This window comes from Anaerocolumna xylanovorans DSM 12503, assembly GCF_900143645.1.
GTDB lineage: Bacteria > Bacillota > Clostridia > Lachnospirales > Lachnospiraceae > Anaerocolumna > Anaerocolumna xylanovorans.
This window is the reverse complement of sequence record NZ_FRFD01000003.1, coordinates 842,884-868,033: the sequence shown is the minus strand read 5'-3', so window position 1 is coordinate 868,033 and position 25,150 is coordinate 842,884. Positions and strand designations below refer to the sequence as shown.

At 39.3% G+C, this 25,150-nt stretch carries 25 protein-coding genes; 7 read left to right on the top strand and 18 right to left on the bottom strand.

All coding sequences use genetic code 11. From position 1 onward, the window contains the following. Both BUF11_RS03590 and BUF11_RS03585 read left to right on the top strand, forming a co-directional pair. Nucleotides 1-711, top strand: a complete 711-nt coding sequence (locus BUF11_RS03590) for an SDR family oxidoreductase (protein WP_073587397.1) — start codon at nucleotides 1-3, stop codon at nucleotides 709-711. Beyond that, a complete protein-coding gene (locus BUF11_RS03585) occupies nucleotides 708-1,670 on the top strand; it encodes an MraY family glycosyltransferase (protein WP_073587396.1) in 963 nt (320 codons plus the stop codon). Before BUF11_RS03590 ends, BUF11_RS03585 begins: the two co-directional genes overlap by 4 nt. Before the next feature lie 5 nt (nucleotides 1,671-1,675). Here BUF11_RS03585 and BUF11_RS03580 read toward each other — a convergent pair whose 3' ends face one another. The 4 genes from BUF11_RS03580 to BUF11_RS03565 all read right to left on the bottom strand — a co-directional run bounded on the left by BUF11_RS03580 (nucleotide 1,676) and on the right by BUF11_RS03565 (nucleotide 5,656). Then, nucleotides 1,676-2,587 (bottom strand): cell division protein FtsX, encoded by a 912-nt coding sequence (locus BUF11_RS03580; protein WP_073587395.1) that lies wholly within the window; start codon nucleotides 2,585-2,587, stop codon nucleotides 1,676-1,678. Then, nucleotides 2,584-3,273 carry a cell division ATP-binding protein FtsE gene (locus BUF11_RS03575; RefSeq protein ID WP_073587394.1) on the bottom strand — a complete coding sequence of 230 codons (690 nt, stop codon included), beginning with the start codon at nucleotides 3,271-3,273 and terminating at the stop codon, nucleotides 2,584-2,586. The genes BUF11_RS03580 and BUF11_RS03575 overlap by 4 nt, the downstream gene beginning before the upstream one ends. Before the next feature lie 27 nt (nucleotides 3,274-3,300). Then, nucleotides 3,301-4,407 (bottom strand): coiled-coil domain-containing protein, encoded by a 1,107-nt coding sequence (locus tag BUF11_RS03570; protein WP_139243258.1) that lies wholly within the window; start codon nucleotides 4,405-4,407, stop codon nucleotides 3,301-3,303. 526 nt (nucleotides 4,408-4,933) lie between these two features. Then, a complete protein-coding gene (locus BUF11_RS03565; protein WP_073587392.1) occupies nucleotides 4,934-5,656 on the bottom strand; it encodes a sugar phosphate isomerase/epimerase family protein in 723 nt (240 codons plus the stop codon). Between the two features lie 189 nt (nucleotides 5,657-5,845). Between BUF11_RS03565 and BUF11_RS03560 the strand changes: the two genes are divergently transcribed. The 3 genes from BUF11_RS03560 to BUF11_RS03550 all read left to right on the top strand — a co-directional run bounded on the left by BUF11_RS03560 (nucleotide 5,846) and on the right by BUF11_RS03550 (nucleotide 9,235). Next, nucleotides 5,846-6,682, top strand: coding sequence for an AraC family transcriptional regulator (locus BUF11_RS03560; protein ID WP_073587391.1), 837 nt, complete (start codon nucleotides 5,846-5,848; stop codon nucleotides 6,680-6,682). A gap of 209 nt (nucleotides 6,683-6,891) precedes the next feature. Next, nucleotides 6,892-8,604, top strand: coding sequence for a WG repeat-containing protein (locus tag BUF11_RS03555; protein ID WP_073587390.1), 1,713 nt, complete (start codon nucleotides 6,892-6,894; stop codon nucleotides 8,602-8,604). A 97-nt stretch (nucleotides 8,605-8,701) separates the two neighbouring features. Then, on the top strand, nucleotides 8,702-9,235 hold the full coding sequence (locus tag BUF11_RS03550) for a rubrerythrin family protein (RefSeq protein WP_073587389.1): 534 nt from the start codon (nucleotides 8,702-8,704) through the stop codon (nucleotides 9,233-9,235). A gap of 203 nt (nucleotides 9,236-9,438) precedes the next feature. On the opposite strand, the gene BUF11_RS03545 is transcribed toward BUF11_RS03550, so the two are convergent. From BUF11_RS03545 to BUF11_RS03515, 7 genes are all read right to left on the bottom strand, one after another. Further along, entirely contained in the window at nucleotides 9,439-10,650 is a 1,212-nt protein-coding gene (locus BUF11_RS03545) for a hypothetical protein (RefSeq protein ID WP_073587388.1), read from the bottom strand. A 32-nt stretch (nucleotides 10,651-10,682) separates the two neighbouring features. After that, a complete protein-coding gene (locus BUF11_RS03540) occupies nucleotides 10,683-12,101 on the bottom strand; it encodes a dicarboxylate/amino acid:cation symporter (protein ID WP_073587387.1) in 1,419 nt (472 codons plus the stop codon). Nucleotides 12,102-12,242: 141 nt separating this feature from the next. Next, entirely contained in the window at nucleotides 12,243-14,051 is a 1,809-nt protein-coding gene (locus BUF11_RS03535) for a hypothetical protein (RefSeq protein WP_073587386.1), read from the bottom strand. A gap of 348 nt (nucleotides 14,052-14,399) precedes the next feature. After that, nucleotides 14,400-14,987, bottom strand: a complete 588-nt coding sequence (locus BUF11_RS03530) for a hypothetical protein (RefSeq protein ID WP_073587385.1) — start codon at nucleotides 14,985-14,987, stop codon at nucleotides 14,400-14,402. A gap of 231 nt (nucleotides 14,988-15,218) precedes the next feature. Further along, on the bottom strand, nucleotides 15,219-15,506 hold the full coding sequence (locus BUF11_RS03525; RefSeq protein ID WP_073587384.1) for a hypothetical protein: 288 nt from the start codon (nucleotides 15,504-15,506) through the stop codon (nucleotides 15,219-15,221). Nucleotides 15,507-15,735: 229 nt separating this feature from the next. Next, nucleotides 15,736-17,031 (bottom strand): LysM peptidoglycan-binding domain-containing protein, encoded by a 1,296-nt coding sequence (locus BUF11_RS03520; RefSeq protein WP_073587383.1) that lies wholly within the window; start codon nucleotides 17,029-17,031, stop codon nucleotides 15,736-15,738. Between the two features lie 130 nt (nucleotides 17,032-17,161). Continuing rightward, the gene (locus BUF11_RS03515) at nucleotides 17,162-17,473 is read right to left on the bottom strand and encodes a MazG-like protein (protein WP_073587382.1); all 312 of its coding nucleotides are present in this window, start codon (nucleotides 17,471-17,473) and stop codon (nucleotides 17,162-17,164) included. A 257-nt stretch (nucleotides 17,474-17,730) separates the two neighbouring features. Between BUF11_RS03515 and BUF11_RS23970 the strand changes: the two genes are divergently transcribed. Next, entirely contained in the window at nucleotides 17,731-18,435 is a 705-nt protein-coding gene (locus BUF11_RS23970; RefSeq protein ID WP_139243257.1) for a nuclear transport factor 2 family protein, read from the top strand. A 142-nt stretch (nucleotides 18,436-18,577) separates the two neighbouring features. On the opposite strand, the gene BUF11_RS03500 is transcribed toward BUF11_RS23970, so the two are convergent. Both BUF11_RS03500 and BUF11_RS03495 read right to left on the bottom strand, forming a co-directional pair. Beyond that, a complete protein-coding gene (locus BUF11_RS03500; protein WP_073587381.1) occupies nucleotides 18,578-20,143 on the bottom strand; it encodes a sensor domain-containing diguanylate cyclase in 1,566 nt (521 codons plus the stop codon). 127 nt (nucleotides 20,144-20,270) lie between these two features. Further along, complete coding sequence (locus tag BUF11_RS03495) at nucleotides 20,271-20,888, bottom strand: flavodoxin family protein (protein WP_073587380.1); 618 nt, start codon at nucleotides 20,886-20,888, stop codon at nucleotides 20,271-20,273. A gap of 104 nt (nucleotides 20,889-20,992) precedes the next feature. Here BUF11_RS03495 and BUF11_RS03490 point away from each other — a divergent pair, with 104 nt between their 5' ends. Then, nucleotides 20,993-21,388, top strand: coding sequence for a MerR family transcriptional regulator (locus BUF11_RS03490; protein WP_073587379.1), 396 nt, complete (start codon nucleotides 20,993-20,995; stop codon nucleotides 21,386-21,388). A gap of 95 nt (nucleotides 21,389-21,483) precedes the next feature. Here the strand turns inward: BUF11_RS03490 and BUF11_RS03485 are convergent, their stop codons facing one another. The 5 genes from BUF11_RS03485 to BUF11_RS03465 form a co-directional block, all read right to left on the bottom strand. Continuing rightward, on the bottom strand, nucleotides 21,484-21,906 hold the full coding sequence (locus BUF11_RS03485; protein WP_073587378.1) for a YbaN family protein: 423 nt from the start codon (nucleotides 21,904-21,906) through the stop codon (nucleotides 21,484-21,486). Beyond that, nucleotides 21,903-23,411 (bottom strand): catalase, encoded by a 1,509-nt coding sequence (locus tag BUF11_RS03480; RefSeq protein WP_073587377.1) that lies wholly within the window; start codon nucleotides 23,409-23,411, stop codon nucleotides 21,903-21,905. The genes BUF11_RS03485 and BUF11_RS03480 overlap by 4 nt, the downstream gene beginning before the upstream one ends. A gap of 110 nt (nucleotides 23,412-23,521) precedes the next feature. Further along, nucleotides 23,522-24,202, bottom strand: a complete 681-nt coding sequence (locus BUF11_RS03475) for a hypothetical protein (RefSeq protein ID WP_242952305.1) — start codon at nucleotides 24,200-24,202, stop codon at nucleotides 23,522-23,524. Nucleotides 24,203-24,221: 19 nt separating this feature from the next. Further along, nucleotides 24,222-24,593: a Fur family transcriptional regulator gene (locus BUF11_RS03470; RefSeq protein WP_073587376.1), complete on the bottom strand. Its 372-nt coding sequence runs from the start codon at nucleotides 24,591-24,593 to the stop codon at nucleotides 24,222-24,224. A gap of 27 nt (nucleotides 24,594-24,620) precedes the next feature. Next, entirely contained in the window at nucleotides 24,621-24,941 is a 321-nt protein-coding gene (locus BUF11_RS03465; protein WP_073587375.1) for a DUF4491 family protein, read from the bottom strand. Between the last annotated feature and the right edge of the window lie 209 nt (nucleotides 24,942-25,150).

The following is a 25,150-nucleotide window of genomic DNA, read 5'->3' as shown; positions in this document are numbered from 1 at the left end:
ATGAAAACTGCAATTGTAACCGGTGCCTCTTCTGGTATCGGTTTGGAAGTTACCAAAATGCTGCTTGGACTTAACTACTGTGTTTATGGCTTTGGCAGAAATTTTTTACCGGATGTTATAGACGGCAGTAATTTTCACCCTATTACCTGTGATATCACCAATACCGCCCAATTAACAAATCATATAAAGGAGATACAAAAGAAAGAAGAAATACATCTTCTGGTAAACAATGCAGGTGTTGGGTATTTTGGTCCCCATGAAGAATTGAATCAGGCAAAAATACATGAAATGGTCTCTGTAAATGTAGAAGTGCCCTTATTGCTAAGCCAGCTTCTGCTTAGGGACTTAAAAAAACATAAAGGCATTATTATTAACATATCCTCAGTTACTGCGTTAAAGAGCAATACCCATGGCTGTGCCTACGGTGCTACAAAGGCTGCTTTATCAAGCTTTTCTGCCAGCCTGTTTGATGAAGTAAGAAAGTGCGGCGTTAAGGTATGCACCATACATCCGGACATGACAAGAAGCAGCTTTTACCGGAATGCAGACTTTAGGGAAGGCGAAACATCTGACACTTATCTGCTGCCGGAAGAGGTAGCAAAGGCTGTCCAAATGATGATAACAAGCAGGGAAGGACTGGTAGTTTCGGAAATCACTTTAAAGCCTCAGCTCCACCGCCTGCAAAAAATAAATGATAGGAGAAAATCATGATAACTCTGTTAAATACACACTTAGATTATAGAACAACCGCATTAATCGGCATTCTGTTTACCTATGCCGTCACCTTTTTGCTGTTAAAATTCGGTACAGGTATACTGCCAAGAGACGGCGGACGCGCATTTGCCCATGACGGCAAGCTCTCACAGGGAAAGCCAAGAGGTGCAGGCTTCTTATTTATACTTACCTTTTCTATTTCCACCCTGCTGTTCCTTCCGATTACTACAGAGGAACTGATCTATATTATTATGCTCTTAGCTGCCATGCTGACAGGATTTTTGGACGACTGCTCTAAAAATCCCTGGGGAGAATTAAAGAAAGGGCTTCTGGACTTTGCCATTGCCCTTATGACTGCCATTACCTATGTAAATTTTAATTCTTCTACCTTTGAGGTGCCCTTTATCAGCAACCCTGTTACCCTTCCTCCTGTCTTGTTTGTCATCCTGGCTACGGTATTAATCTGGGTATCTATCAATGTAACCAACTGCTCGGACGGTGTTGACGGCCTTTCCGGTACTCTTTCCGTGATTACGTTGTTAACCGTCTTTGGAATAGGAAAAATTAAAGGAATGGACCCCAATGATACCTATATGCTCCTAATTATGGTTTCCTGTATTATGAGCTATCTGTGGTTTAATGCTACTCCAAGCCTTATGATGATGGGTGATGCCGGTTCCAGGGCTTTGGGCTTCTTTATTGCAATAGCCATATTAAAGACGGGCAGCCCTTTGCTTTATATCCCCGCAGCCTTTATGCTTATCTTAGACGGCGGTCTTGGGCTTATAAAGTTATCCTTAATCCGTTTTTTAAAGCTCCATATCTTAAAAAATACCATTACTCCCATCCATGACCACGTGAGAAAGAGGCTTGGCTGGTCCAACACCCAGGTGGTGTTTAAATTTGCCATTGTCCAGGTATTGATTTCCTTTACATTGATTTGGCTTTTGTTATAAATTATTTACCTTCCTTTTTTCCTTCTTCCTCTCCTTTTGTCAGCTACTGACGGGACGCCAGTCAGGCTTACTATCAGTCCCAGCACAGCGCTGTAGCCTAAAAGTACTGTTCTGATATAGGGTATCAGCATTTCCTTATCCGGCAGAGGAAGAAAGGGGATATCCAGATTCATGCTGGCATATATTGAGCTTATAACCTCTTTTAGAACCAGGGAAGCAAGTATTCCTCCTGCCAGATTAAACAGCACGCCATAAAGCACATACGGGATGCCGATAAAGACCTCTGATGCTCCTAAAAGTCTTAATGTCTTAATCTGCTCCCTGTTTTTATAGATACCCTGCCTTATCATATGGGACAGGATAATAAAGGTTGTAATACTGACAGCCATCAGAACAAAAAGGCTGATTTTTCCGGTAAAATCCGATATTCCTTTTATACGCATTAATATTTCTTCGTTATCCCTTACATAGTCCACGCCCGGAATTGCTTTTATATGTTCCACTACACCCTTAGAATCCTTTAAAGAAACGTTTACTTCAATAAATGGTTCCAGAGGATTTTTTTCGAATACATCCAGTATGGCAGCATCCTCCTTTAACAGGGCTCCCATTCTCTTATAAGCTTCTTCCTTATCAATTAATGTTGCTTTTCTGACACCTTGCGTATGCTGTATGCTCTTTAATATAAAATCCATATCCTTAAAAGCCCCATCAGAAGGATAAACATTAATTTCTGCCTCTTCTTTCAGCCCCTCCGTTAATTCTTTTGCCGCACCGGAGCCAGTCAGCATAAGGCCAAGGAGCATCAATAAGAGCGCTGTTCCGATTAAGGATACCAGATTCCCTGCCAGCTGTCCTTTAAACAGCAAAAGAGTTTCCTTAAGGAAATATCCTGTGTTTTTGAGATACTTTTTCATAGTAGCTTCTCTCCTGAATCTCCACTTCTTTCTGCACTCATTTTTCCGCTTTCCATCCTAAGATGTACAAATTCCCTGTCCTCCGGAAGCAAATGGGCAGCATGGGTTGTAATAATGACCGTAGTATTCTCTTTTTGAAAGGAAGCGAGCAGGGTTAAAATCTTCACGGCATTTTCCTGGTCCAGGTTTCCCGTAGGCTCATCTGCTAATATTAAATCAGGCTTTCTCACCACAGCCCTTGCAATAGCAACCCTTTGTGCCTCTCCAAAGGAAAGCTGCTCCACACAGCCATATGCCTTATGTAAAAGCCCGACCTTATTAAGGGCCTCCAGTGCCATATCCTTTATTCTACCCTCGTAGTCTTCTAAAAATCTTAATCCCAGCATGACATTTTCAAGGGCTGTCCTCTTCTCAATCAGCCTGAACTCCTGAAATACAGGTCCGATTGACTGTCTGTACCTTCTTAGTTCTTTTCTTCCCATATCTGTTATAGCCGATTCGCCTATCGTAAGATTTCCTGCCGTAGGAAGCTCCATTCCCATCAGAAGTTTTAAGAAGCTGGTCTTTCCCGAACCGCTGGGTCCGGTAAGAAATACAAGCTCCCCCTCCTTTAAGGTTACACTTACCTTATCAAGGGCAAGTGTTCCATCCTGATAGACAAGTGAAACATCTTTTGCTGATATCATGGTATGTCCTTTCTTCTATACTGCCTTTTAAAAAACCGGCTTTAAGGTAAATTCCAATACTCCTTTTTTCAGCTTAACCTGATTAAGCTTTATATTAAACTGCATATTTTGCATAAGTGCTGCAAGGTCAATTACCGGAAATCCTTCCGGGAATAATTCTGATATAGAGTTTTCCTCAAGCGGCAGGCCATAAAAAGTCCCTTCCGTAACCTGAAAAATCAGGGAGGCAGAATCCTTTATCTCAAAGGTTCCCGTTAGTGTCAAGGCCCTATCTGGTACTACCAGCTGTGCCTTGCCTTCTTCAAAGTGAAAAGCAATCGGTAAGAGAGCTTCATTTAGCTTCTCCTCCTTTAGTTCTCCGCTTATCTTTAGAAAATCAATATGTAACTTCAAATCCTCTGTGGTAATGGCTCCACTCTGAATTTTCTCTTCAAATTCCTTTGCAAAGTCTCCTTTAAAATATTCCTTTGCTCCCTCCCAGGTCGCTTTTAAGAGCTCCAGCTGATCTTCATAATGGCCTTTTTCTTCTTTAAGGGACCAAAGGAATGCCTCCTGCTCTGCTTTTAATTTCGCCTGCTGTTCTATCTGAAGAGTAAGTTCTTTCTCTTCCTCCTTTAGTTCTGTTATTTTATCGGACAATTTCTTTTTGTCCTCTGAAAGTTTCTCTTCATTTTCCTTTAAATCCATAAGCAGCTTATTAACACCGCCTGTTAAATCCCTTAATATGTTCACAGACCGGATAAAGGTTTTTAAATCTCCTGCACTAAGCAGTGCATCCAGATAGGAGGCTGTACCTTTTCTTTCATACGCCACCAGTATTTTCCCCAGTGTATCCCTCTGTTTATTGTAGGAATTATTTATGCTATCGATCTCACTTTCCAATTTCTCTTTCTCTATAGTAAGCTGTTTTATTTTTTCGGTAGTTCCGTCCGCCTGTTTTTGTAATTCTTCCCACTTCTGATTTATGGTAAATAGGATTTCAAGGTTCTCCTTTTCCTCCTCGCTTATCTTTAATACTTTATCCTCTGTTTCCTTCACTTTTGAGTTCTCACCAAAGGTCTGTATCTTAAACAGCATTAAAAGGATTAAAACCCCCGCCATCAAACCTGCCGTAATACGGATTCTTTTTCTCATAAGCTCCTGCCTTCTATAGCCGCATAACATAAAAAATTCCCTTAATTGGGAATTTTTTATGTCTGCTTTCTATTTCTTTATTTTGCCTTTTTGGATGCAGATGCTGATGAAGAAGCCTGAGGAGCTGACTTCTCTGAGCCCTGTTTTTTCTTAGGCGCTTTTTTTGGATTTTTATCTCCCATCTGTCTCACCTCCCAACTACATATCTTAGCAGCTTTCAATGATGTCTTTAAAAGATAGTCTGTTCTCATTGTATTTCATTTTACAGTTATTGTCAATTATTTCCTCTGTCCTGTTATTTTCTATAATTATATCTCAAACTATCCATTTCGTCAAAATATTTATCTTTCGATACACATTTTTTAATTTTATTCCTATATTAAACGGATTTTTCTGTCATTAGGGCTTTTCTTTCTCAATTACCTGTTTATCAAAGAAGCTCCATAGCTATCCTGTAATACACTGTCCGAATTGGTAATGTGTCCCTGGTCCGGTGTGTGAAGGAAAACTATGGAGCTTTATATTATTATAGTAATTTTTTCAGATATTCAATGCTTCTTCCGACATCACTGATTCCATCCGGAACCGGATGATCATTTTCAACAATTATTTGCTTTAAGCCGATATTTCCCGCCATCGCAACAATTCCTTTTACATTGTTGAAGCCTTCTCCCACAGCAAGAGGATGTCCTTCAAAATCTCCGTCCTTTAAATGAAGAAGGGCAATATCCTTCTGATGCTCTTTTATATAAGCACAAGGCTCTACTCCTGCATGAAACACCCAGAAGGTATCCAGCTCAAGTCTAACTGTTTCCCTGATAAGCTCTATAGGAAGTCTTCCGTCCGGCAGTTTTACAAATTCATTGGAATGGTTATGGTATAATAATTCCATTCCGTTTTCTTTTATAGCCTCTCTTGCCTTTGTAAGGATACTTAAGAGATTTTCTACTTCCTCTGCCGTAGAGGTAGGTGCATAAGCGCAGGCGATATAGGGTACTCCAAGAGTCTTATGATAACTTATGGTCTCCTCCAGATGCGATTTCAGATTCTCAAGACTTTGGTGGCTGGAAATAGGCGTCAACCCCAATTCTTCCAGATAATCTCTTAATTCCTCCGCTTTCAGGTCAGAAAAACCTGCAAATTCTACTTCCTCGTATCCCAGTTCTTTTACCTTCTTAATAACCTGTTTAAATTCCTCACCATTTTTATAGGTATCACGTATGGTGTATAGCTGCAACCCTTTTTTCATTCAATACTTCCTCCTTTATTTTTGTATGGATTACTTAACAGTTTAAATATGTCAGTTATTGCTGTGTATTTCTATCTGCATTTTGCTATTTGTATTTTGTTTACTTTTACAGTATAATAGCATATAGAGAAATTGTCATGTCACATGATGGTATCCTTATGACAAAAAATGCTGCAAAGGAGTGTTTCTATGGGTACAAAACATAAGAATGAAACCAACCGTTACCGCGGTGATACCTCCTACGAATATATGCGTGACAGCCGGCAGACTTTTAATTGCTGGGAAGTGGTTAATAACAAATTCTGGCCCCATTTCCACAGCAGCATCGAACTGATATATGTTACGGAGGGGGAGCTAAAGGTTACCTTAAACAGTCAGCTGTACTATCTTAATAAGGACCAGATTTTTATAATGCCAAGCTATGATATCCACAGCTATGATACCGAGGATTATTCAAAGGCTTACATTGCAATAATCCCCTTAGACTCCATTCCTACCTACAAAACACTTCTTTCAAGAAAGACTTTTGTAAAGCCTTTGATAGAGAATTCTCCCAATGCCGAAGAGCTTCTCCATCTGTTTAAAAAATTATGCTCTTACAATTCGGATAACAAGGAACCGGTATTTTCCGGTATCCGAAAAGGCTATTCCTATGCTCTTTTGGGTCTTTTGATCAAAGAGAGCGGACTTATTGAAACAGAAAATAATAAAACGATTTCCCTTGCACAGGAAATACTTCTTTTCTTACAGGATAATTATCTTAAACCCATTAACCTGGAGGAAATTGCAGCACATTTCGGATACAGCAAGAGCAGATTTTCACATATTTTTAACGGCTATTTTGACTGCTCTCTCATCGATTATATTAACGGTCTAAGAAGCAGGCACGCTTTAAAATTATTACAGGAAACCGATAATACGGTTACCGATATTGCCCTTTCCTGCGGCTTTGACAGTACCAGGACCTTTTACAGGGCTTTTTACAGGGCTTTTGGCTGTACCCCTGGAGAATTCCGTGAAGTTTGAATGCGCTGAAACTCTGTAATGGTTTTGTCACACAAACTTAATTTGAAACTTACCCGCATCATTGGTATAATGTATATAAACTATATGTTATAGTACCTTATTTTGAAGCATTTCTTCCAAAGATCATGTTTCTGGAAGGAATTTGGCAAAAATTTATCTGAAAATATATAAAATTATCCAATATGAAAAAGACTACAAGGAGAAGCTGTATGAAAAAATTAAAACTCTTAATACTGCTGCTTACTGTTCTGGCGGCAAGCGGCTGCAGCAGACAGAATAAAAATGAACAGGTGATAAAAAATGTTGATAATACAGCAAGTCGGACCGATGTTATAACTGCAGATACACAAGATGATAAATCAGAAAGTACAAAGGCTAAAGACAGCTCCCGCCTGCTTTTAGCCTATATCAATGACCAGGATGAAAAAAAATACGGATTTATAGATCAAACCGGCGCTTTTGTAATCAGTCCCATTTACGATCAGGCATCTGATTTCAGCGAGGGTTATGCTGTTGTTTACAGTTCGGAAGATAACGAATACAATGTCATTGATGAGACCGGCAAAAGCATCTATAAAAGCTCTTACAGTATAGGAGACTTTCATGAAGGCATGGCTGTTTTTGATGATTACAAGGATGGTAAGACCATAGAAGGATATATTGACACGACCGGTAGTGTTGTTTTGCCTGCTATTTATGATAAAGCATCTGTTTTTGAGGGAGGGAATGCATATGTATATGCAGACAACCAGATTCAGCAGATAGATAAGACCGGCAAGATACTTAGCAGCCATGACATCAACGTAAATGATATCTATATAACCGATTTTTATGATGGTTACATTGTTTACAACAGTGTGGGAAACAGTGTTATGGAAGCGATGGATTACAAGGGTAAGAAGCTTCCTCTTCCCAATAATGTATCCTCTGACTATACCGGATATGGTAATCTGATGTATTTAGGCAATGATATATTTGCAGTAATGCAAAAAAGTGAAACCGAGGACTATTCCTCTACCTTTACTACTCCCTATGCTCTTTTTAAGGCAGACGGTACACAGCTTACGGATTATATTTTCTACGATTTAAGTAAATTCAGTGATGGTTTTGCTTCAGCAACAGATGATACTACTACTTTCTTTATCAATACATTAGGCAAGGTTTCCGATACACTTCCCAAATTCGACGGAAGAGGAACTCTCACCCTTACAGGTGATATCATCAAGGCAGAAATCGATGGAATCCTCACCTATGAAACAACTGATGGCAAGGTTATCTATCAAACTACCAATGATGTGAAGTTAACTGATTCCCTTACTTTAAAAGCAGAAAAATTCAAACCGAATAAATATGCAGTCATTTATTATCCTGTACTTTCAGGTCTTTCTGACAGCAGTACGGCAAAAGCGATTAATGAAAATCTGTACAAAATCTTTATAGACAAACGTAAGGATTTAAAAAAGGAGGATAATCTGTCTGTAGAGGACTCCTTTGACGGGAAGGTAATAAATAACATTCTGTTGGTAAACAGGCTGGGTTATGATTATTCCTTTGGGGCAGCCCATGGAATGCCAATTGATGATTACTATCCTATTGACCTTAAAACCGGGGAGACTTACAAGCTCCAGGATTTATTCCTTGAAAACAGCAACTATGTCGAAATACTAAGTAAAATAATTGCTGCTAAAATCAAAGAGGAATCCAAAAAAGGGCAGTCCATTTATTTTCAGGATGCCTTCACCTCCATCCAACCGGACCAGTATTTTCATTTAGATGCCGATAACCTATATATTTATTTCTCACCCTATGATATTGCTCCTTATGCTGCCGGATTCCCGGAATTTAAGATTTCATTTAACAGCATAAGTAACATCATCAACAAAGAGGGCGATTTCTGGAAATCCCTTCATGGTACTAAATAAGAAATTGCAACTTATAAAACAGCGAGTTGCAGCACAATAATCATCTGAAACACATACTATATATCAAAATAATCTAGAAGTATTGCAAGGAGATAACTTGGAATTTCAAGACAGTAAAACTTATCTTAACCTGCAAACTGCATTAGAAAATGAATTAAGAACTAATGCATTATATGGTCTCTTTAAGAAACGGTCAGATCAAGAGATCCTTTTGGAAATCAGCGGTGTTTTTGAAACAATCTCCAGAAATGCTCAGTTTATAGGTGAAAGACTACGCCGGATACTTAACGATGGAGATACAAGTACCTTTCAAAATTTAGTAGATGCAGCTAATCAGGAAGCCTTTGTCGCAAACGATATATATAATGAATTTTCCCGTGTCGCAACAGAAGAAGGTTATAATGACTTAGCCTCTTTATTTAATGGTATTGCAAATATTAAGCTGAATCATTACAGTACTTTACAAACCTTTGCAGACGATATGGAAAGCAATCAGCTATTCTGCAAACCCAGGGAAAACTTATGGATCTGTTTGGGATGCGGTAATATATTAAGTGGAATATGTGCTCCCGCAATATGCCCGATTTGCGGATATCCGCAAGGTTACTATCAGGTTTACGGCTGCTATTAATGTGGTACTGCTAATGTGCAGATGATTTTCTTAAAAAATCTGCCGTACTTGTTTCTCCGTTCTTTAACATTTCAAGTGGCGTTCCTGCGAATACTATCTTACCGCCATTTACGCCTCCAGGCAGAAGTAAAATCTTTTCAAAATCCATTTTAATAAAAAAAGGCTATTGCTTTTCGTTTTCAGAAAAACATAGCCTTTATTTTTTACTTAAGTTGTCGGGAATGAAAAAGTACATTGACCCCTAAAACACCTGTTCCGGATACGAAAAGTACTAACAGAATCAAAAGACCTGGAATCAGCCCTTTGTTATCCTTTGTAAATCCTACGGAAAGTGCTTGTAAAAAACTATCTGCCGCTTTGGGTCCAACCTCAATCTGCTGGCGTGTAATCTCTTTTCCCTGATAGAGAACAACAATATGGTGTATCCCTGCTTTCAGATCCTCCGGGATATTGAGCTTTGCCTCAAATGACCCATTCTTAGAAGACTCAACAATTCCTAATTGTCTGGGTTCCGATTGAATTTCAATTTCCAGATTATCGATATCTCCGGCAAATCCGGAACCTAAAACTATTACCGAACTTCCTGCATGTATAATACTACCCGCTGCTTCTGTAATTTCCAGCGAACCTTTCGCATTTATGACTGTTTCAATCTCATCTGCCGGTGTGTCGGTATTCACTGTGTCATCATTATCTGAATTCACCTCAGCCTGTTTATTTTCGCTTTGAGAGGCCCCATCCTGATTGCTTCCTTCACCGGATACTGTGCTTCCCGTATTGTCCGTTTCGATTGATGTCGTGCTTGTTTGTCTGTCCTCCGCTTTTTCCGTGTTCTCTTGCGCCGTACTATTCGTCTTTACAGAATCTGCATCGCTCGTTTTATCGGATTCTACTTTGCCCGTGTTGTCTGCCGCTGTACTGTTCGTCTTGCCGGATGTCGTGCTGCCTGTTTTGCCGGATTCCGCTTTACCTGTTTTATCTTGCACCGTACTGTTCGCTTTTTCAGAATCTGCCTTGTTCGCTTTGCCGGAATTTTCTTTGTTTGTTTTTGCTGACTTTGTGCTATCTGTTTTTCCGGAATTTGCATCGTTTGTGTTTCGTGATTTCCCGCTATCCGCTTTATCAGTATCTTCACTGCTTGCTTTGCCAGGTGTCTCACTGCTAGAGTTACCGGCTGCCGTACTGTCCGTACTGCCTGGTGCTGTGGCAGGCGTTTTACTTCCGCCGGGCCCATCCGGTGTATCTCCCTTTGTTTCATCATAACCAGGCCATGGAACGGGCACTCCGGTTGCATCATCATATCCATCCAAATCACAGTCTTCCAGCGGAGCTGCGTAAACATTGTGATATCTGCCAGGTACTGTGAGTACCAATACAAAAATCAACACAAATGAAAAAATCATTTTAGTTTTCATATGATCTCATTCTCCTTTCATGGTTCCGGGAATCATAACCGGCATCCTGCTCCGACCGGTACGCTATTATCAGGTTCTGTATCATTCATCTCCCCGCTTTGTCCGTTACCCTCGTCAATCTCTGCTTCATAGGCCTCAATATCATTGAATATGTTGTCATTAAGGCTGCCTTCCTGGCGTCCCACAATCGCAGAGGCCACTAATGCACCGGTGATATTCGTCGCGGTCCGGCCCGTATCAGCAATTGCAGAAATAGGGATACTAAGAACAATGAGCTCTAAAGGCAGCCCCATAGCAGTCAGAACACTTGCTGTGGTAATCGTTGCTGTTCCAGGTACCCCCGCTGTTCCAAGTGAAACAAATAAGCTGATCACTGCTAATAAAATATAGTCCCTTATCCCATAATTAATCCCCAGTCCGTTAATACCATAAATGGCGATTAGAACAGGCCATATCCCGGCGCATCCCGGCATCCCTATTGTGGTTCCCAGCGGGGCCGTAAAATTTGCAACCTTAGGGTCCACTCCGATTTTACCCAAAAGTATTCCGGTTGAAATGGGTAATGTTCCTGCACTGGATTGTGTCGAAAACCCAACCACCTGAGCCGGTAAAATCTTGCGGAAAAACTTTACAGGACTAAGCTTTGCAAATGACTTTATCAATACGGCGTTAATAACCCAGGTGTCTAAAGCAAAGGCTATGAATGAGACAATGAGCAGAGCCAATAATGACCATATAATGCCTGAGCGGCTGATGCCATTTCCGGTTGCCGTTGCAATCAGCGCCAATACTGCATATGGCGTAAGGCTGATGATAAAATCTACGGCTTTGAAAATAATCTCTTTTACTGCCTCGATAAATTTCTTAAATATTATTACTTTTTCACGATTTTCATTTGCAACTAATACATAGGAAACTGCAATCAGAACAGCAAATAGAATCATTGGAATAGTATTTTCTTCGGCTATATCGCTGATAACATTACGCGGGAAAAATCCAACGAGTACTTGTGTAAACGGAACCACCTTACTTTTAAAAGTCTGTGCATCAATTCCATCCAGGGAAAGGTAAGAATTCCTTCCAATGCCAAAGGTCAATCCCAGTCCAAGTGCCAGAAGTATGGCAAGTAAAGTGGTCATTAGCAGCCAGAAAATCGAGCGTACCCCTATGCCTTTTAACTGTGCTGTAGAACCCAAAGATGTTATACTGCTAAGGATTGATACAACAATCAGCGGGCTGACAATAGCATTAAGCGTACTGACATAGATTTTGCCGATAGGCATAACCCAGGATGTGTGTCCCGAAAAGATAATTCCAACTATTACACCAACTACTAAAGAACCTAAAATAATTGCAGTAAAATTCACTTTCTTCTTTTGTAAAATAAAAATAATAATAAAAAATACAAGTACAACCGCTAACGCTGCTGCCGATAACCAGTCTATATTCATTATTCTGTATTCCTTTCCCTGTCTGCGCCAAAAATTCTAATTACATGTTTAATATCAAGGAAATATCAGGATATGCTAGGATGCATTTCCTGATATTTCTTGTTAATCCTCATGTTTTTTCGACCGGTTTTGCCTCTTTTGTTACTTCTTTACAGTAAAGTTCACAGTAAAAGATGCCTTAATTTTATTGTTGCCGGTGACAGTAACAATAGCCTTATAAGTTCCTGCCTTAAGTCCTGCTTTAGGCTTAACGGTAAAAGAATCACTGCCATTTAGAGTCAAACTGCCAATTGATGTTTTTGAAAGCTTGAAATATTTACTTCCGGATCCGGACAATGCTATAGTAAGTTTTCCTGTAGGTCCGCCTATGTTTTTTACTTTTACGCTATAAGCCTTTTGATCCGGGTAGTGGGCAGCCGCAGCCGGAAAAGTGTATTTACCGGTTTTGGATAGTGATATTTCATATTTATCAGGTTTCAATACATTATCAAGAGATGCCACTGCTTCGCTGGCAAAGTCAATCTTACTAAGGCCATCAACACTGCCTTCTGCCACCACTGCATTAGGCGTTTTTAAAACCCATGCAAGCTCAAGCATATACTCCGTATATGTTCCATCGTTAGCTGCATTTTTATGGAGCCATTGCTTTGTTACAGGTTCTGCTTTATCCTTGTTATAGCTGATTAAGAAAGGCAGCTGCAGACGAATTGCATTTACACCTTCTCCGGACAACCAGGGAGCTGTTGATGTAGCTGTACCAGTCAGGTTTCCATTTGGATAATAAGATATGCTGTTGTTCTGCTTAGAGTTATTTTCCGTGATAAAGTTTCCTAAATATTTCGCAAGTTCTCCATAAAGATAACTTATATTTCCATTTCCGTTGCTGGTATCAACATTGTTTCGGGAATTGAAAGCACTTGATGATGCTGTTACTTTATTTATATCAGCACCGGTGCCAAAGGTTAACTGATTACCCAGGGTCGTATCATATACGTAAATTTTCTGATAACCGTATTGCTTTGCTTTTTTGGCAACACTTCCGATAATTGCCTGTGTATTATGGCACCAGGACGCACCAAAGAATATGATGTGATCGCCCGGTGAATTTAACAGGTTAATCAGTTCAGTAAAATTCACTTGATGTAAGGCAAATCCATCTTTGTCGGCATCAGTAAATATTTCTGTGGTTTCAGCACCTGTTCTGTTTCCCAGAGGATCCGGAACGCCCTTATTGTAATTAAAATAGGTTGCAGAAGCATTATATACCCTTTTAAAGAATTCAAAGTCTGTCCTTATGGTGGAAGGCACCACAGAACCTGTACTTTCGCCTCCTCTAAAAACCTTGGCTATATCGGCAGCAGCTGATTCCGCCTTAAATCCTTCTATATTCTTAAGACTGTAATATGCTTTTATTTTGGGAGTGCTCTCGCTATTATAGGAAAACAGCAATGTGTCGCTTGAAGTATAACCGGTTATCGGTTCGTCTAATGGCAGCAAATCAGTTATTCTGGTCCACAACTCATTTACCGAGGTTCCATTAGCCGTTTTAAAAACAGTATCACTCTTGGTAATATCAATCTGATAACCGTCGATAAAAGGATTGAAATGATAGATTTTAGTTATTCCGTCTTTTTTCGCCTGTGCATTAATCGCAGCTAATACCGTTTGGCTGGTAGCAAGTTTAGGACTGCCAAAAACAATATAATAATTTCCTTTGCTGCTTAAGATATCAAGCAAACGTTCTTGTGTTACTGACTCAAAAACATGGCCTGAAGGTATGCCATCATATGAGTCGGCAATATAGTCTCCCGTTGTTCCTCCTGTAACCACACTCCACGGATATTGCTGCGGAGTCGATGATTTTGCAGCCGCCGCCGTATTAAACAGCAGAGTAAAAGCACAAGCTAATGCAATTATACCGGCAGTAGCTTTTTTCATTATTGATTTCATAATTTTCCTCCCTTTTTACTAATGTCCTCGAATTTTGTAGCGAAGCCGACTAAATATATTTAATTTATTCGACAGAAGATGATAATTGAAGTATTTAAGGACATTTCATACTATTTATATATGTATTATATGATTTATAGGTATCCTAGCACAGCCATATAAAAAAGTCAACTACTAAATTAAAAATATTGGCAGATTTATTAACATCTGGAAAACTGTTGGCAGCCATAAATGGATGAAAACAAATTCTACAACCTATATAGGAAAAGGAACCGGCATCACTGTCGGTTCCTTTTTTAAGGATTATTTATAGGTTTAGCAAAGTGTGTTTGTTAACATAAAGAATAATTACTGAACTTCCTGTACACCGGATACGGAGCTTGTCTCATCCATAGTAAAACTATCCTTTACTTCCTGGCTGGTAAAGTAAATATTACCTTCAACTGCATTGTCTACAAGCTGGAAATTAGGTGCATCTACTATTACATCACCGACAAATTTCCCGTGCTGCAGACTTGCATTAGGACTCTTAATTGTAAGTTTAGGTACAGTCAGGGTATATCTGGCGGTAATATTTCTTTGTTCATCCTGTGCATATAAGGCTATTTTACGCTGTACAATATCTTTACCGCTGCTTTCATCTTTCTTACCGTTGGTAAACTCACCGTCAACAACAAGGTCCTTATCAGCCTTAAGATCTTTTGTCAGGCATATAATCCAGTTACCATCTGCACCAATAGACTTTTCAAATGCACTTGCGCTATCAACAATTGATGCGGAAGATGTAGCATCAGGGTCATCATTCTTTGATGAATTGTCTGTTGAATCGGATTTCTTGCATCCGGCTAATAAAAATACCATCATGGTACCCATCAATACATAAATAGCAGAACGTCTGAAGAAACCTTTCTTTTTTGTTTGACCAATTTTTAACATATTCTCTTTTTCCTCTCATATTAAAATAAACTGACCGATTTGTTTTATGCTGCCATTCTTTATAGTATCTATCAAATAAAAGATTTTAAACATAGCTTCAAAATTTTTTATTCTTATTGCTTATTTTTAAGGCAAGGCAACTAAGGATTTTTACAGCCTGGTGCATTTATCTCTGAAACGCCGGATTCTTTCGTTTTGTATAATAATCGGTGACTGCAAGGGCCAATCTTTTTAATGAAAAAATGGCCCTTTGATAGAAGTGCCGGATTTTCTGTACCTTCTAATATTATTTAACAGAAACAATACAATATAAGCAGCACAATACCACGGCAAAACATTTCCGATATAGGGGTATATTGTAAACCTTCCCTTAGTTGGAATTTCAGAAACCATAGTTTTTCTTTCCGAAGTATGCCCCATATTGGCCTGACGGACTACAGAACATCCATTTTCAACTCCTTGGACAATGGCTGTTTTAATAGCAATTGAATTCCTCTCTAGAATTATTCGTAAATCCATAGCAGAAAACTTCATGCCATAAAAATATAAAGTATTTATTAAAACTATTTAACAACAATTAGTCCATTTGAACAACAACTTTTTGGTAAAAATTTCCAGTCACGCTTTGCCTGTTTGCAATAGTGCCCCAAAGCAGCCATTCAATGCAAAAAGGGCACCATAGGCATAGAGCGCTGCCACCATCCTGAAATAAGAGCAAATGAGCTATTTTATAATAAATAAGAGATGGCTAAGCTTCAGGCAGGATTTTATTTATATCATATTGTGAATTTATTACCAGCCACATTTGGGCAAAGTAATTCATAATATTCCATATTCCTACACCCTGAATTCTAAGTTCCGGTACAAACCTTACCAAGGCATCAATACTTCTTGCATCAGTGAACCAAACAACATGCCTGACTTGTATCCCTGCAATTAGTACAAAATACTCAAAATAGGGAGCCTGGGAATTTTCTTCAAACATTATCGTTGATCCTGTTTGCAGGGCCAATTCAATCGCAGCATCCGTCGTTAAGGAATTAGCCCTGGAAATTCCTATTATGTAGGGACTTTGCCAGTCATATCCGATAACAGAGATTCCTGTATATATTTTTTCAGAAGGTATCATAGTAATGGCATTTTGAAGCACCAGCCTTGTTAAAAAGGCAGGTGATGTTGCAGAAGGAGGGCCTGCAAAAGAACCCCATCCGTAGGTTAAAATTTGTATGTAATCTGCCACCCTTCCAAAAGTCGTATAATCTACTTGTTCAAAAGATATTTCGCTTGAGCTTACAATGATTCTTGGTATAATGGTAATGAATAACACGTATCCTTCTGCTCTTAAACGCGAGGATAGCCTGGTCATGAAATTTTCATAGGCCGGAGTGTTCTGCTGATTTAAATTTGCTAATGATATATTTAATCCATAATAACCTCTTTCCCTTAAGATACTTAAAATAGCATCAATATGCCGCTCTAAATTTTCTTCATTATACAGAACACTATAGGCAGCTTCAATATTGCTTGTTCCCTGATATGTTAATGTAGATAAAGACATAAGGGGAGCGACACCATATTCTTTTGCAATCATGATAATCTCTGTTTCATCACTTCCTACAATTTCACCATTCTCAATTGTCTGGTAATTAAATATCGTTAAATAGGTTAAAAAAGGCAATGTTTTTCTAAGTATATCTTTATCTATGAATGGATAAGCATACGCATTTATGGAGACGCTGCCCTGCGTTTCGTAACGAATGATAATTGTTTCTCCCTGATAGATAACTTCTCTGTTTGAAAGGAACGTATTATTCCTAAGTAACTGCATTCTTGTAACCCCAAATTCCCCGGCTATGCTATCCAAAGTATCTCCTTCCTGTGTTATATAAACCTGCGCAGGATATGCGATTACAATGGTCTGCCCAACAACCAGTTGTTCGGGATTTATCAACCCATTTTCCTCTACTAATCTCGTTACCTCTACATTGTAATCTGCTGCTATCGTATAAATCGTTTCACCAGGCTGCACAACATGTATAATCATAATTTCCTCAATTTATTGCTTTATTAAAATATATGATTCATTTCTATAAATATAATTACGAACCTTTGAAAATGCAACTGTTCATTTCGCATATAAATTACACTGTTTAATAAGCTCCTCTTGATTAACTCTATAATTGTTCTTCAAGATTTGATAAAAATTCATCCAATGATTTATTGATATCAATATTCATACGCTCCGCCAAAACAATCAGCCACCATATGCACTCGCCAAGCTTATGCTCCAATTCCAATACTGTATTACCGCCTTTAGGCCAACGCTCTTGCTGGGACATCGTCAAACGGCCCACCAAACCGGCATCAGTTAAGAAAGCCAGCGCATCCTCTTCTACTGTCCATTCTGTTCCATGATTTTGTCTTTCGAGCTGATGATAAAGTTTTCTGATTTGAACAGAACGTTCAACTACCTCACTAAAGTTCATATCTTCCTCTCCTTTTCCTGATATTCCTGTTTATCGGTTTTTGGAATCATACTTTGTTATTATACCAAGCCAAACTGTAAGGCATTCTGTCATATTTAACTATAAAAATTATTCTTCTGCCGCAAAACATTTCAAACTATATCCAAGAGACATGTTTCTTAAGTTTTATATTTAACTTGACATAATGTCGTCAGGTTATGCCTGTTATAATTAAAATGTAAAAATCACTATAACACACAAAACAGGAGAATAAATATATGAAAAAGACAAATAAGAATTACCAGTTACCGGAAGCCGTAGAGACACATTTTCGCGCAGCAAATACAGGTGATCCTATTGCGTTTCTTTCAGCATTTCATGAGGATGCCGTTGTAATCGATGCCGGAAAAGAGTATCGCGGAAAAACTGCAATAAAAATATGGAGTGAGAAGACCTATTTCGGAGATCATCTGCAGCTGGAGATCACAAATGTCATACAGGACGCTGTGGAATTTGTCATTACGGCCATTGCAGATGGAGATTATGATAAAACCGGTGTGCCGGACCCGCTCTATCTTGACTTTCACTTTGTCGTGGAAAATGATAAAGTGAAACTCCTAAGAATTGTTCTTTCTTCCAACAGCAGAGCTGTGCCATTGCCCTCATCCGTTGCTGCTTTTTACCATGCTTCCGATGTTTACGATGGTACACTGCTCGCAGGCTGCTTTTCAGAAGACGCTGTCCTGCAAGACGAAGGAATGGAATTTCGCGAACCTGAGGTGATAAGCGAGCATATTTTGAAGGCGAACAGAGATGCAAAGGTGACTATGGATATTACAAACTGTTCGGAGAGAGACAACGAAGCCATTGTCACCGCAACACTGACTGGTGAGTTCGAGGGAAGTCCGCTTCCTCTGGATTTCCACTTTACCCTTGACAACGAGAAGATTAAAGTGTTGAATATCACGCTCACAGGGGAATAAACATAACTAAAAAAGGCACCTGTTTTAGTTTCTTTTCTCAGCGTGCCTTTTCAAGGTCTGCTATATTTACTGAAGGGATTCTATATTCAGCTGGTATGTATCAGGATAATTCAAAACCAGAATGTGATTGCTGATGGGTTCTTTAATCCATCCCATCTTTGGTTTGATATTCTCTCTTAAAACTTTGTTTTTCTTTATACATCTGTTTATCTGCTTTTTCAATCATCTGCTCTAAATCTATATCCATGCCGGTACAATAGTAAAATAACCCATGGCTTGCCGTAATGTTATAGGGAAACTCTCCCTGTACATTTCTTTCATCAAACTGTTTCACAAACTCGTCCCAGATGTTTTCTGCCTGTGATTTGTTCTTATTCCTGAATACAATTATAAATTCATCGCCGCCCATGCGGAAAAATATATCTTCCTCGTTCAGTTTATTTTTGATCATATTACAGAAGGTTAGAATATAACGGTCTCCTTCGCCGTGACCATAAGTATCATTTACATCCTTTAAATTATTAATATCCAGAAAGCAAAGCACAAATTCCATAAAATCTTCTTGGGCTTCTTCTAACAACTCTTCCATTTTTTTTAATCCCATTCTTCTGTTCAAAATTCCGGTCAAGGAATCGAAAGAAGCATAATGGGACAGTTCTTCCTCTGCTCTTCTAATTTCCGTTATATCCATAATGCCTGTTAAAATACATTTCTCGCCGTGATAATCAATTAACTCATAGTTTGCCGTAACCCACATCTGCTTGCCTTTAAACTCATACTCTACAATCCGGTCGAAGGTACTGTTATGTTCCTTTAATTCTTCCTGCAGGGCCAGCCTGCTGTCATTCTTGATATAACAGTCAATTCCATCCAAACTATCCAATACCTCTGCATTGATCTCTAACAAACTGCATGCCCTTCTATTTGCTTCGATAATCTTTCCATCGTCCAATCTTGTAATAAATACAGGATAAGGATTTACATAAAAAAGCTTTTTAAAATTCTCTTCGTTTTCCACTAATTTCTTTCGATAAAAAAACTCCTTCATCCTTTGGCGGTAAAAAATAAATCCGAGTAAAAAAGCGGCACCTGCAAGGACTGTGGCATTTATCATTTTTGCGAGAAATAAATCCGCCTCCCTACAAAGAATACCGATACCCGTAAGGAAAATCATATGATTTACTCCGAATGCAAAAAGCATATAAGACGGTTTTAGGGTAAAGGCAATCGCCGCAATCAGTGATAGTATAATATAGGAATAAATATTACCGGTATATCTTTGACTGTTAATAGAAGAAATTGCTCCAAAAAGAATATACAAAAACACATATATCTTTAAAGTATTATATATGATGCGGTAATTCTTATTCTTTCTCTTGCCGGTTATCCGCCTGTAGAAAATCAAGAATGCAGCCGAAGCGGCTACACTTATTATGTGCATTACGACAAGAGTCACACTATAAATCCCATCGGCACCATTTTTGATAATTGTCCAATCCATATAGGCCCAAAAAATTGACAGAAAAATAGCAGCCAGGGAAATAAGCCGAATTCTGCTTAAAACGAGCAAACTGTTATACTTCTCAAATTCTTTTTGTTCTTTGTCGGAGCGGCTTATTAAAAGCTTTAATCCTTCTTTCATCCATTCCATGGGGTTGTTCCTTTTATTGTTAACAATAATTTCCTTTGCAAAATATAAGAAAAGCATTCCCGACTTCCAGGAATGCTGTTAAAACACTATTATATTATAACAAATTATAGGTTGGGAAGCAAGATTATTTTGCTTATTAATGCGTTAATGCCTTGCACCAGGAAGATTATCGCCAATCTTTTATTTAACGGATAAAATTTGTAGCTTTTCTTTCTTCTTTTTCCGGCAAACCAAATTTTTCTTTTCCCAATTGGATACTTTTAATAAGAAAAGCCATATTTCTGCCCAGTGTACGCATTGTTTGACATCCTTCTTCATCAGCATATACATCTTCCGGTGTATAACCATGAACACTATTCCAATATTGACTGGATGCTACTGGCATACTTGATATCGTAAAATATTTATTGATTTCATCAAATGTCGCGGAACCTCCTCCTCTTCTTGCTGAAACAACCGCTGCACCAACCTTCATTGTTTTATCGCATGGAACGCTATAAAATAGCCGGTCAATAAATGACACAAGGGTTCCATTCGCGGAAGCAAAATATACTGGTGTCCCAATAACAATGCCCTCACAGGCTTCAAATTTTGGAGCGACTTCATTTACCATATCATTGAATACACATTTACCATTCTTTTTACATTGACGGCATCCAATACACCCACGAAGATCTTTATTTCCAACATGAATGATTTCTGTATCAACGCCTGCTTCATTTAAAGTCTTTTCTACTTCTGTTAATGCCGTATAGGTGCATCCTTTCGCATTTGGACTGCCATTAATTAATAATACTTTCATTCTATTTTCCTCCTTGTATTATCCGGTATACGTGATTACAATTGTATTGTAACACCCTGTAGTGGCTACAGGTCAATATCATTTATGAAAATGGAGAAGAATTTATGTATACAATGAAAAACGTCTGTGATAAGCTTCATATTCCTTATGAAACTCTACGGTACTATTGCAATGAAGGCTTAGTACCAAATGTAAAAAGAGACCATAATAACTACCGCATCTTTGATGATAGGGATCTAAATTGGCTGGGCAGCTTACAATGTTTGAGAAAATGCGGTCTAAGTATCAAAGAAATAAAGGAATATTTAAATTTATGTCTAGAAGGACCTTCGTCTATTAAAATAAGAAAAACGATTCTGGCAGTAAAAAAAGAGAACCTTTTAAAGGAAATTGAAAGTATTGAAGAAAGTATTGTTTTTATCGATTACAAACAAGACTTCTATGATGATGTTTTAGCCGGAAAGATAAAATACACCAGTAATCTGATCTCTATAGAGTAATATCTTTGAGCGGGCAAACTAAGAGAACCGCAGGGAGAATGCCTCTCTCTGCGGTCTGCTTTGACAATATCTATATTGTCTGCCATCTCAATTTCCTATTTTATCTCGCCCGGACTATTATCATCCAAACACCTATCCTCTGACCTGTGAGAAGCATTTTTAGGCCTTGCCATATACAAAATATGCACGGTTACAGCTATCCCGATTACCGGCAGACAGATGCTGGCCCAAAGGGTCTTCATACATATTACCGAGATACCCATCATTGTCCAGAGAAACACCAGACTTTTGATTACCGTACTTTTTTGTAAACCCTTATGCTTCTTATAGCTAGTTATATAATCACTGAAAAACCTGCTTTTATGCAGCCATGCTGACATCCTTTTGTTTCCCGAAAAGCAGCCGGCTGCCGCCAGAACAAAAGGTGTCGTAGGCAGAATCGGCAGAAATATGCCGATTGTACCCAAACCCAGCAGAATAAACCCTAATACAAGAAGCAACCGGCTTTTAGTTATCATGGATTTCTCGTCGCCTCAATGAGACCGGCATTGTTAAGCGTTGCCAGTTCTTTGACTTTTTCCAAATCCAACCCTATTGCCTGCGTCATACGCTCTCCATATTCTATATCCGCCAGGAAACAATGAACCGCATGGCGGTACTTTATATTATCGGTCACCGGAGCAATATTACGTGCGGTATTTTCAATAAGCAGCCTGCGTTTATCTTCTGTCATCAAGCGGTACAGCTCACCGCCTGCCCGGAAATTATCATCGGTAGGATCATCTTTGGGATCAAAACGATACATTGCACCTTCAAGGTCAAGAGGCGGTTCTGCCACGTCAGGCTGCGGTGACCAGACATCTGCGCTATTTGGTGTATATGCCGGCGTTGCACCATAATTCCCGTCAACACGCATAGCACCGTCACGGTGGTAATCGTTCACTTCACACTTGGCACTGTTAACCGGTATTTGATTATAGTTAACGCCCAGTCTGTACCTTTGTGCATCACCATAAGCAAACAGTCTTCCCTGTAAAAATTTATCGGGTGAAAAACCGATTCCCGGAACAACATGGGCCGGTGTAAAAGCGGACTGTTCAACCTCTGCAAAATAGTTTTCAGGATTACGGTTCAGTTCAAGAACCCCAACCTCAATCAGCGGAAATTCCTTGTGCCGCCAGATCTTCGTAATGTCAAATGGGTTCTCATAGTGATTTTTTGCCTGTTCTTCCGTCATTATTTGAACATACATTGTCCATTTGGGATAATCACCGCGCTCAATCGATTCAAATAAATCCCTGCCATGGCTTTCACGGTCTTGCCCACACAGGATTTCTGCTTCTTCATCCGTCAGATTTTTGATACCCTGCTGGGTATGGAAATGAAATTTACACCATACACGCTCATTTTTCTCATTATAAAACGAGAAGGTATGCTCCCCGAAAAAGTGCATATGGCGGAAGGACGCAGGTATGCCTCTGTCTGACATGACAATGGTGGTCTGATGAAAGGTTTCCGGAAGCATCGTCCAAAAATCCCAGTTGTTCTGGGCTGAACGCATACCTGTCCTCGGATCACGTTTTACCGCACGGTTCAGGTCTGAAAAATTATGTACATCCCGGATAAAGAACGTTGGCGTATTGTTGCCGACAAGATCCCAATTTCCTTCCTCCGTGTAGAACTTACAGGCCACTCCTCGAATATCGCGTTCGGCATCCGCTGCTCCGCGCTCTCCCGCTACGGTGGAAAAACGGACAAACAAATCAGTCTTTTTCCCCGGTTGAAGAACCTTCGCTTTTGTGTACCTGGAAATATCTCCGGTAACCGTAAAGTTGCCATAAGCGCCCCAGCCTTTGGCATGCATACGCCGTTCAGGAATAACCTCACGGTTAAAATGCGCCATTTTTTCCTGCAGCCATACATCCTGCATCACAACCGGACCTCTGGGACCTGCCGTGATTGAATTTTCGTTGTCTGGAATGGGAGCTCCAACTTCATTTGTTAGTTTCCTCTTTTCATCCATGCTAAAACCTCCTTCTAATAATCTTTCTTATACAGGTGCCATCTTTGAAACTGAAAGCTAATATAAAAATAAAACCCGCGCCTATAAAAGCGGGAGTAAAACCCGTTTATTTACAGTCCTCCAAGAGTAAAGCCCATCAGTACAATTGCCGCATAGGCACAGCTTTTTGGAAGCATGAGCATACCTACCTTACGGCTCCGCCCGGAAAACAACACTACCGGAAGATAGCAGACAAAGCTTACGAAAACAGCAACCCAAAGATAAGAGAGCCCGCTGTCAAATGCAAACGAACCTTTTGCAAAAAATACCATAACGAACATTCCCATCGCAAGGAAAGGAATATTACGCCAAATCGACCATTTTAACGGAGGGTTCGCAGATGTCCAATGATTCTGTGGAAATACGCATAATACAATACGCAGCACAGCAAGTGCATAGATAATGCCCGTCATATGGCTGCTGAAAATTTCCGGATAATGAATCAGCCCAATATGCCATAGGATAACATAAAATATTGTCATTGTTATGGACGCAATGAGCTTCCCAATACCCAGAATTGGTATATGCTTCTCTGTTCCACCGCCCCACAATGCATAAATTCTTGGAATAAGGTGAAAGGAATCGCCGGCACCTAAAATTAATGCCATAATTCCAAACAGCCACTGCTCATGTCCTGCCTCTGCTCTTATACAAAGCAGCATACCAGATAGTAACACCGTTACCAGATAAACAATATCAAACATTGTTTCAACCAATACCATTGGTTTTCGCCTTATATTTGCATCTATCATATTCCCTCCTCTTCTGTATTTATTCTTTGCTTTTCTCTGCGCACTGAGGGCAGATATAGTTAAGGGTCAGATTAACGGAAATAATTTGACCCTTAATTTGCTCCTTTAGAAATCCCCTTAACCCAGGGATTACAATATCTGTCATTTGCCCACAGTGAATACAAACGGCATGGTCATGGGGTGATGTATTTCCTTCAAAGAAATCCGCTGCATCTGCACGCCCTACTCGCCGTATCTGTCCGGAGTCCGCAAACTGGTTTAAATTTCGGTACACAGTGCCAAGAGCAACTGTTGGTACCTGCTGTTTTACTCTCCAATAAACCTCACTGGCAGAAAGATGTTGCCGGGAATTTCTCAAAATATCAAGTATTGCTTTTTGTACTTTCGTCATATACAAAACTCCAATGCATCAAAATTTTTAAGTTTCCTCTTCCTTTACCGTATTTTGCCCGCGAACAGTACGTTTGGGATTTTGGGGGAACCATCCCTTTTTTACCCGCCTTGTTTGTTCCTTTAGTTCAAGAATAGACCAAAAACAGGTACATCCCAAAATCGCAAGCACTGCCGAAACAATGACAGGCTGAATAATACAGGACAATGCCACCGTTATAATTCCGGCAATTAAAAATACCGGCCAAATCCTGTCTGTAAAGTAATATTGGCATTTTATGACTATGGGATGAAACATTCCAATAATTATAAAAGCTGCAATCCCAATTACCAATCCTTCGAATCCCATAGTAATACCTCCTCAACAACCGTTAAATCCGTTGCTTTCCCTTTTCGTGCAATAAATAAAGTTTTTCAAATTAATAACAAGAACTATTCTTAGTATAAAGGATGCTTTTCCCCGTGTCAAGTAGTTTAAATACATAATTTTAACAACTTGGCCAATTTAGTCCGTTTATGGCTTTACCATTGCAAGGAGGGAAGCTTCGCTTATTGTTG

Coding starts and splice junctions, on each gene's coding strand:
- BUF11_RS03590 (WP_073587397.1), top strand. CDS start 1: ATGAAAACTGCAATTGTAACCGGTGCCTCTTCTGGTATCGGTTTGGAA.
- BUF11_RS03585 (WP_073587396.1), top strand. CDS start 708: ATGATAACTCTGTTAAATACACACTTAGATTATAGAACAACCGCATTA.
- BUF11_RS03580 (WP_073587395.1), bottom strand. CDS start 2,587: ATGAAAAAGTATCTCAAAAACACAGGATATTTCCTTAAGGAAACTCTT.
- BUF11_RS03575 (WP_073587394.1), bottom strand. CDS start 3,273: ATGATATCAGCAAAAGATGTTTCACTTGTCTATCAGGATGGAACACTT.
- BUF11_RS03570 (WP_139243258.1), bottom strand. CDS start 4,407: ATGAGAAAAAGAATCCGTATTACGGCAGGTTTGATGGCGGGGGTTTTA.
- BUF11_RS03565 (WP_073587392.1), bottom strand. CDS start 5,656: ATGAAAAAAGGGTTGCAGCTATACACCATACGTGATACCTATAAAAAT.
- BUF11_RS03560 (WP_073587391.1), top strand. CDS start 5,846: ATGGGTACAAAACATAAGAATGAAACCAACCGTTACCGCGGTGATACC.
- BUF11_RS03555 (WP_073587390.1), top strand. CDS start 6,892: ATGAAAAAATTAAAACTCTTAATACTGCTGCTTACTGTTCTGGCGGCA.
- BUF11_RS03545 (WP_073587388.1), bottom strand. CDS start 10,650: ATGAAAACTAAAATGATTTTTTCATTTGTGTTGATTTTTGTATTGGTA.
- BUF11_RS03540 (WP_073587387.1), bottom strand. CDS start 12,101: ATGAATATAGACTGGTTATCGGCAGCAGCGTTAGCGGTTGTACTTGTA.
- BUF11_RS03535 (WP_073587386.1), bottom strand. CDS start 14,051: ATGAAATCAATAATGAAAAAAGCTACTGCCGGTATAATTGCATTAGCT.
- BUF11_RS03530 (WP_073587385.1), bottom strand. CDS start 14,987: ATGTTAAAAATTGGTCAAACAAAAAAGAAAGGTTTCTTCAGACGTTCT.
- BUF11_RS03525 (WP_073587384.1), bottom strand. CDS start 15,506: ATGGATTTACGAATAATTCTAGAGAGGAATTCAATTGCTATTAAAACA.
- BUF11_RS03520 (WP_073587383.1), bottom strand. CDS start 17,031: ATGATTATACATGTTGTGCAGCCTGGTGAAACGATTTATACGATAGCA.
- BUF11_RS03515 (WP_073587382.1), bottom strand. CDS start 17,473: ATGAACTTTAGTGAGGTAGTTGAACGTTCTGTTCAAATCAGAAAACTT.
- BUF11_RS23970 (WP_139243257.1), top strand. CDS start 17,731: ATGAAAAAGACAAATAAGAATTACCAGTTACCGGAAGCCGTAGAGACA.
- BUF11_RS03500 (WP_073587381.1), bottom strand. CDS start 20,143: ATGCTTTTCTTATATTTTGCAAAGGAAATTATTGTTAACAATAAAAGG.
- BUF11_RS03495 (WP_073587380.1), bottom strand. CDS start 20,888: ATGAAAGTATTATTAATTAATGGCAGTCCAAATGCGAAAGGATGCACC.
- BUF11_RS03490 (WP_073587379.1), top strand. CDS start 20,993: ATGTATACAATGAAAAACGTCTGTGATAAGCTTCATATTCCTTATGAA.
- BUF11_RS03485 (WP_073587378.1), bottom strand. CDS start 21,906: ATGATAACTAAAAGCCGGTTGCTTCTTGTATTAGGGTTTATTCTGCTG.
- BUF11_RS03480 (WP_073587377.1), bottom strand. CDS start 23,411: ATGGATGAAAAGAGGAAACTAACAAATGAAGTTGGAGCTCCCATTCCA.
- BUF11_RS03475 (WP_242952305.1), bottom strand. CDS start 24,202: ATGATAGATGCAAATATAAGGCGAAAACCAATGGTATTGGTTGAAACA.
- BUF11_RS03470 (WP_073587376.1), bottom strand. CDS start 24,593: ATGACGAAAGTACAAAAAGCAATACTTGATATTTTGAGAAATTCCCGG.
- BUF11_RS03465 (WP_073587375.1), bottom strand. CDS start 24,941: ATGGGATTCGAAGGATTGGTAATTGGGATTGCAGCTTTTATAATTATT.